Raw genomic sequence first — 6,000 nt, forward strand, 5'->3', positions numbered from 1 at the left:
AATTTTACATTTGTCACCTGTCTCAAAGGAGTCTTTTGACTCCTTATCAATCAACGTGTTATTACCCGCCTAAATACGCACTTCTCACCGCTTCATTCGCCAGCAGCGCGTCGCCGGTATCGGAGAGCACTACATGACCGTTTTCCAGCACGTAGCCGCGATCCGCCAGCTTTAGCGCCTGGTTGGCGTTCTGCTCGACAAGGAAGATGGTCATCCCCTGCTCGCGCAGTTGTTCGATGGTGTCGAAAATTTGCTGGATGATAATCGGTGCCAGCCCGAGCGATGGCTCATCAAGCAACAACAAACGCGGGTTGCTCATCAGCGCGCGACCAATCGCCAGCATCTGCTGTTCACCGCCAGACATAGTGCCCGCTCGCTGAACACGGCGCTCATGCAGACGTGGAAACAGTTCATAGACCCACTTTATGCGCTCCTGGAACTGGTCGCGTTCGGCAAAAAAGCCGCCCATCGCCAGGTTCTCTTCCACCGTCATCCGCGAGAAGACACGACGCCCTTCCGGGACAATCGCTACCGCTTCGCGCATGATTTTCGCCGTCTGCCAGTCGGTAATGTCTTTATCATCAAACACAATTCGCCCGCTGGTGGCGCGCGGATCGCCGCATAACGTGCCGAGCAAGGTGGTTTTCCCCGCCCCGTTCGCGCCAATGAGGGTGACAATCTCGCCCTGATTGATATGCAGGCTCACCTCATGCAGCGCCTGGATTTTGCCGTAGTGGGCGCTGACTTTGTCAAAGGACAACATGACTTTTTCCATCTTATGCCTCACCTAAATAGGCACGGATCACGTCCGGGTTATTACGGATCTGCTCCGGTGTACCGTTTGCCAGCGGCGTCCCCTGATTGACCACGTAAATTCTGTCTGAAATCCCCATCACCAGCTTCATATCGTGTTCAATCAATAAGATAGTGGTGTTGTGATGGTTACGCAGTTCGGCAATCAGCTCATCCAGCTCTTTCGTCTCTTTCGGGTTAAGACCTGCTGCCGGTTCGTCGAGCATTAAAATCTCCGGCTGCGTCACCATACAGCGGGCAATCTCCAGACGACGCTGGTCACCATAGGCCAGGTTACTCGCCTGACGGTTGGCATGTTCCAACAAACCAATGCGCTCAAGCCAGGTAGCGGCGCGGTCGAGCGCTTCGCTCTGGGCGCGACGGAAAGAGGGGGTTTTCAACAGGCCGGAGAACAGCCCAGTTTTCAGTTGCTGATGCTGTGCCACCAGCAGGTTTTCAATCACCGTCATTTCACGGAACAGACGTACATGCTGGAAGGTGCGCACCACGCCCATGCGGGCAATTTGCTGCCCCGGTAAACCTTCCAGGTGCTGATCGCGCAGTAAAATGGTACCGCCGGTGGGTTTATAGAATCCGGTCAGGCAGTTGAAGACCGTGGTTTTTCCGGCACCGTTAGGGCCGATTAACGAGACGATCTCCTGCGGGTACAGTTCAAGATTGACGTTGTTCACCGCCAGCAGGCCGCCGAAGCGCATCATCAGGCCGTTAACAGATAATAATGGCTGACTCATGCCTGCTCTCCTTTTGCTGCGCCGTTTTTCAGCTTGAGTTGCGGGCGCGTCATGGGCAGCAAGCCCTGCGGACGCCAGATCATCATCAGCACCATCAAACCACCGAGCATTAACATGCTGTATTCGTTGAAATCACGCATCAACTCGCGCGATACCACCAGCAAAACAGCCGCCAGAATCACTGCAAATTGCGAGCCCATACCGCCGAGCACCACTATCGCCAGCACAAACGCCGATTCGGCAAAAGTGAAGGATTCAGGGCTGACAAAGCCCTGGCGCGCAGCAAACAACGTTCCAGCAAAACCGGCAAACGCAGCGCTGATGGTAAAGGCAGTCAGCTTGATACGACGCGGGCTTAAGCCCAGCGAACGACAAGCGATTTCATCTTCACGCAACGCTTCCCACGCACGCCCCAGCGGCATCCGCAGCAGGCGGTTAATGACAAACAGGCTTAACACCACCAGCAGCAACGCCACCAGGTAGAGGAAGATGACGCGATCGGAGGGATCGTATTTCAGGCCAAAGAAATTGCTGAACGTGTCCCAGCCGCCTTCGCGGGCGGTACGGCTGAACTCGAGTCCGAAGAGCGTCGGTTTCGGAATCTGACTGATACCGTTCGGTCCGCCGGTAATTTCGGTGTTATTGAGCAGCAATATGCGCACAATTTCGCCGAACCCGAGGGTAACGATCGCCAGATAGTCACCGCGCAGACGCAGCACCGGAAAACCGAGCAGGAAGCCCGCCGCCGCCGCCATCAACCCGGCAATCGGCAGACAGGTCCAGAAGCCCAGACCGTAATAGTGATTGAGCAGCGCAAAAGTGTAAGCGCCGATGGCGTAAAAGCCGCCGTATCCCAGCACCAGCAGACCAGAAAGACCAACAACCACGTTCAGCCCGAGACCGAGAATAATGTAGATCATGGTCAGAGTGGCGATATCCACCGTCCCACGCGACACCATAAACGGCCACGCCACCGCAAGCACCAGCAGCGCCACGAGGAACAGTTTCTGCTTCACCGTGGAGCCATCAATCGCGGGCAGAATAAACTTCGGCCCGGAAACGCTTTTTAGCCCTTTCTGGAAAGCAGGTCGCAAAAGCTGGAAGAAAAAGACCACCGCAGTGCCGATAAACACCCACTGCCAACGGATGTCTGAAGCCGTGTCGACCACCAGTTTGGTGCCATCCAGCTCCAGTTGCACGCCCATAAAGACGCCCGCCAGCACAAAGAACATAGCGGCAGAGAGCAGCGCCATTGCAATATGCATCGGTTTCATACTTTCTCTACCTCCGGGCGACCCAGAATACCGGTCGGCATCACCAGCAGCACCAGGATCAGCAGGGCGAATGAGACCACATCTTTATATTCCGTACTCAGATAGGCAGAAGAGAGCGCCTCCGCAATCCCCAGGATCAGCCCGCCAATCATCGCCCCCGGAATGCTGCCAATCCCACCGAGCACCGCAGCGGTAAAGGCTTTCATCCCGGCCATAAAGCCGATGTAAGGGTTAATTACGCCGTAGAACTGACCGAGCAGCACGCCCGCCACTGCCGCCATCGCCGCGCCAATCACAAAGGTCAGCGCAATCACCCGATCGGTGTTGATGCCAAGCAGGCTCGCCATTTTCAGATCTTCCGCGCAGGCACGGCAGGCTCGCCCCATACGGGAATAGCGAATGAAAATCGTCAGTGCCAGCATGGCGAGGAAGGTGACAATCCAGATAACCGCCTGCATGGTAGTAATAGAGGCAGAGAAGTTTTCGCTATGACCCACTACCCACTGACCGTTAAACAGGCTGGGCAGCGCCACGTCGCGCGAACCTTCGGTCAGGCTAACGTAGTTTTGCAGGAAGATAGACATACCGATTGCCGAGATGAGTGCAATCAGGCGCTTAGAGTTGCGCACCGGGCGATAGGCTACCCGTTCGATACTCCAGCCGTAGGCGCTGGCAATGACGATTGCGCCGACGAATCCCGCCACCACCAGCAGCCAGCCGGTATCAATGCCCAGCATCATCAGTGCGGCGATGATCATAAAGGAGACGTAGCTGCCAATCATGTAAACCTCGCCGTGGGCGAAGTTGATCATGCCGATAATGCCGTAAACCATGGTGTAGCCGATGGCTATCAGCGCGTAGGTACTGCCCAGCGTGACGCCGTTAAACATCTGCTGCAAGAAATACAAAAACTGCTCAGACATAAGGTAACCTTTCTAAACCCGCCCGTTTTTCACGAACGGTGGGATGATCACTTGGCTGCCGTGGATGAACCGTCGGCATGCCACTGGAAGACACCAAAATCGAATCCCTTAAGATCGCCTTTTTCATCCCAGTTCAGCGGCCCAATTACGGTGTTTGCACCGTTAGCTTCTAAATCTTTCACCAGCGCCAGCGGCTCATCGCTGCCGGTACGTTCAAGGGCAGTTGCCAGAGATTGCACCGCCGCGTAGGTGATCCAGACATAGGGCCCGGACGGATCTTTCTTGTCGGCTTTCAGCGCATCAACGATGCCCTGGTTTGTCGGATCCTGGTCATAGCGTTTTGGCATGGTGACCAACATGCCTTCAGCGGCATCACCGGCAATGTTCGACAGCGACGCATTACCGACACCTTCCGGCCCCATAAACTGGGTTTTCAGGCCAACGGAACGGGCCTGGCGCAGCATCTGCCCCATTTCCGGGTAGTAACCGCCGTAGTAAACGAAGTCGATGTTTTCTTTTTTCAGGCGGGCGATCAGCGCGGAGAAATCTTTCTCTCCAGCGGTAATGCCGTCGAAGAAGACGACGTTGGCGTTAGCCGCTTTCAGCCCGTCCTGCACCGAACGTGCCAGCCCTTCGCCATACTGTTGTTTGTCGTGAATGATGGCGATGCGCTGGGGCTTCACCGTCTCAAGAATGTATTTTGCCGCCGTTGGCCCCTGGGAAGAGTCCAGCCCGGCAGTACGCATGATGTATTGATAACCGCGTTGGGTCAGCTCCGGATTGGTCGCTCCCGGCGAGATCATCAGAATACCTTCGTCTTCATAGATATCTGATGCAGGTTGGGTAGAGGAGGAACACAGATGACCAATAACATATTTAATGCCGTCGTTAACGATTTTGTTGGCGACCGCAACGGCTTGTTTCGGGTCGCAGGCGTCGTCATATTCCACGCCAACCAGTTTATCGCCCTTAATTCCCCCTTTGGCATTAATGTCTTTAATTGCCTGACGCGCGCCGTTAAATTCCATATCGCCCCACTGGGCAATCGGGCCGGACATCGCGCCGACAACGGCGACTTTAATATCGTCAGCCATAGCGGTGTGTGAAATTGTCAGTGCAATCATCCCTGCGATGATAGTTTTCGCATTCCGTTTCATAGTCAAAAATCCCCATTCGTGATGTTGTGTTGCTTTGTTTTTATGTGTTAACAAATCAGACTGTTCTTTTTTTATACTGCACTGTTTTTACCTGTCTGATTAAGGGTTTAGCGCAGTATTTTGTGATGATAGCGATTAAAATCCCTATTTTTCAGTCGATTAAGAACAGATAATATTCTGAATTTATTGATAGATAAACAGAAAAAAGTGCCTTTGTCAGCATAAAATAACGGCATAAAGGGCGGAATAATTCACTACCATTCAGGGGATTATGCTGGGTATTTTTCATTCTCTAATGTTTTAACTTTGTAATTATTGCTGTTAAAAAATTAATCACCTGCCAAAAGAATTAAAAAAGAGAAAGCCTCCGATTAAATTATTTCGCTACACTGGTTCCACTTTTGTGATTTACACGGGTTACCCATGAAGCTGACCATCATTCGATTAGAAAACTTTAGCGACCAGGACCGGATTGACCTGCAAAAGATCTGGCCGGAGTATTCCCCTTCCTCTTTACAGGTTGACGATAACCACCGTATCTACGCCGCGCGTTTTAACGAGCGCCTTCTCGCGGCCGTGCGGGTAACCTTAAGCGGCACCGAGGGGGCACTGGATTCCCTGCGTGTGAGGGAAGTCACCCGCCGTCGCGGTGTGGGGCAATATCTGCTGGAAGAGGTTTTGCGTAACAATCCTGGCGTTTCATGTTGGTGGATGGCGGATGCTGGCGTGGAAGATCGCGGCGTGATGACGGCGTTTATGCGAGCACTGGGATTTACGGCACAACAGGGTGGCTGGGAGAAGCGTTAATCGTCAAGTTTGATTTCACAAGTGATATTGCCTGATGCGCTACGCTTATCAGGCCTACAATGTGTGCTGCAATTTACTGATTTCTTTGAATCTTGTAGGCCGGATAAGGCGTTTTGAACTGCACCCCAAATGTTGGACATAATCTGACATCTGAAGGTGCAGTTTATGAAACATTCATTTGAAGTAAAACTTGCCGCTGTAAATCATTACCTGGCTGGTCATGCAGGCATCATTTCTACGGCAAAACTCTTTCAACTTTCTCACACCAGCCTCTCACACTGGATTAATCTTTTTC

7 protein-coding genes are annotated in these 6,000 nt (G+C 53.0%); 2 read left to right on the top strand and 5 right to left on the bottom strand.

Going from position 1 to position 6,000, the window contains the following annotated elements; genetic code table 11:
- Positions 1-61: 61 nt before the first annotated feature.
- The 5 genes from livF to livK are packed head-to-tail and all read right to left on the bottom strand — an operon-like array spanning position 62 to position 4,898.
- Positions 62-775, bottom strand: coding sequence for a high-affinity branched-chain amino acid ABC transporter ATP-binding protein LivF (livF, locus tag ACJHYO_RS18790; protein WP_000416895.1), 714 nt, complete (start codon positions 773-775; stop codon positions 62-64).
- Position 776: 1 nt separating this feature from the next.
- Positions 777-1,544, bottom strand: coding sequence for a high-affinity branched-chain amino acid ABC transporter ATP-binding protein LivG (gene livG / locus ACJHYO_RS18795; RefSeq protein ID WP_000082101.1), 768 nt, complete (start codon positions 1,542-1,544; stop codon positions 777-779).
- The gene (livM, locus tag ACJHYO_RS18800; protein ID WP_000803800.1) at positions 1,541-2,818 is read right to left on the bottom strand and encodes a branched chain amino acid ABC transporter permease LivM; all 1,278 of its coding nucleotides are present in this window, start codon (positions 2,816-2,818) and stop codon (positions 1,541-1,543) included. The genes livG and livM overlap by 4 nt, the downstream gene beginning before the upstream one ends.
- Positions 2,815-3,741, bottom strand: coding sequence for a high-affinity branched-chain amino acid ABC transporter permease LivH (gene livH, locus ACJHYO_RS18805; protein WP_001295101.1), 927 nt, complete (start codon positions 3,739-3,741; stop codon positions 2,815-2,817). Before livH ends, livM begins: the two co-directional genes overlap by 4 nt.
- 47 nt (positions 3,742-3,788) lie before the next feature.
- Positions 3,789-4,898, bottom strand: a complete 1,110-nt coding sequence (livK, locus tag ACJHYO_RS18810) for a high-affinity branched-chain amino acid ABC transporter substrate-binding protein LivK (RefSeq protein WP_001332166.1) — start codon at positions 4,896-4,898, stop codon at positions 3,789-3,791.
- 423 nt (positions 4,899-5,321) lie between these two features.
- Here livK and panM point away from each other — a divergent pair, with 423 nt between their 5' ends.
- On the top strand, positions 5,322-5,705 hold the full coding sequence (panM, locus tag ACJHYO_RS18815) for an aspartate 1-decarboxylase autocleavage activator PanM (protein WP_000778796.1): 384 nt from the start codon (positions 5,322-5,324) through the stop codon (positions 5,703-5,705).
- 165 nt (positions 5,706-5,870) lie between these two features.
- On the top strand, positions 5,871-6,000 hold a 130-nt coding region (locus tag ACJHYO_RS18820), incomplete at its 3' end, for a transposase (protein ID WP_142461455.1).

The organism is Escherichia sp. WS1118 (assembly GCF_046487695.1).
Taxonomy (GTDB): domain Bacteria; phylum Pseudomonadota; class Gammaproteobacteria; order Enterobacterales; family Enterobacteriaceae; genus Escherichia; species Escherichia coli.

What these genes read in the sequence shown, in the direction of transcription:
- livF (WP_000416895.1), bottom strand. Translation starts at nt 775, where the DNA reads ATGGAAAAAGTCATGTTGTCCTTTGACAAAGTCAGCGCCCACTACGGC.
- livG (WP_000082101.1), bottom strand. Translation starts at nt 1,544, where the DNA reads ATGAGTCAGCCATTATTATCTGTTAACGGCCTGATGATGCGCTTCGGC.
- livM (WP_000803800.1), bottom strand. Translation starts at nt 2,818, where the DNA reads ATGAAACCGATGCATATTGCAATGGCGCTGCTCTCTGCCGCTATGTTC.
- livH (WP_001295101.1), bottom strand. Translation starts at nt 3,741, where the DNA reads ATGTCTGAGCAGTTTTTGTATTTCTTGCAGCAGATGTTTAACGGCGTC.
- livK (WP_001332166.1), bottom strand. Translation starts at nt 4,898, where the DNA reads ATGAAACGGAATGCGAAAACTATCATCGCAGGGATGATTGCACTGACA.
- panM (WP_000778796.1), top strand. Translation starts at nt 5,322, where the DNA reads ATGAAGCTGACCATCATTCGATTAGAAAACTTTAGCGACCAGGACCGG.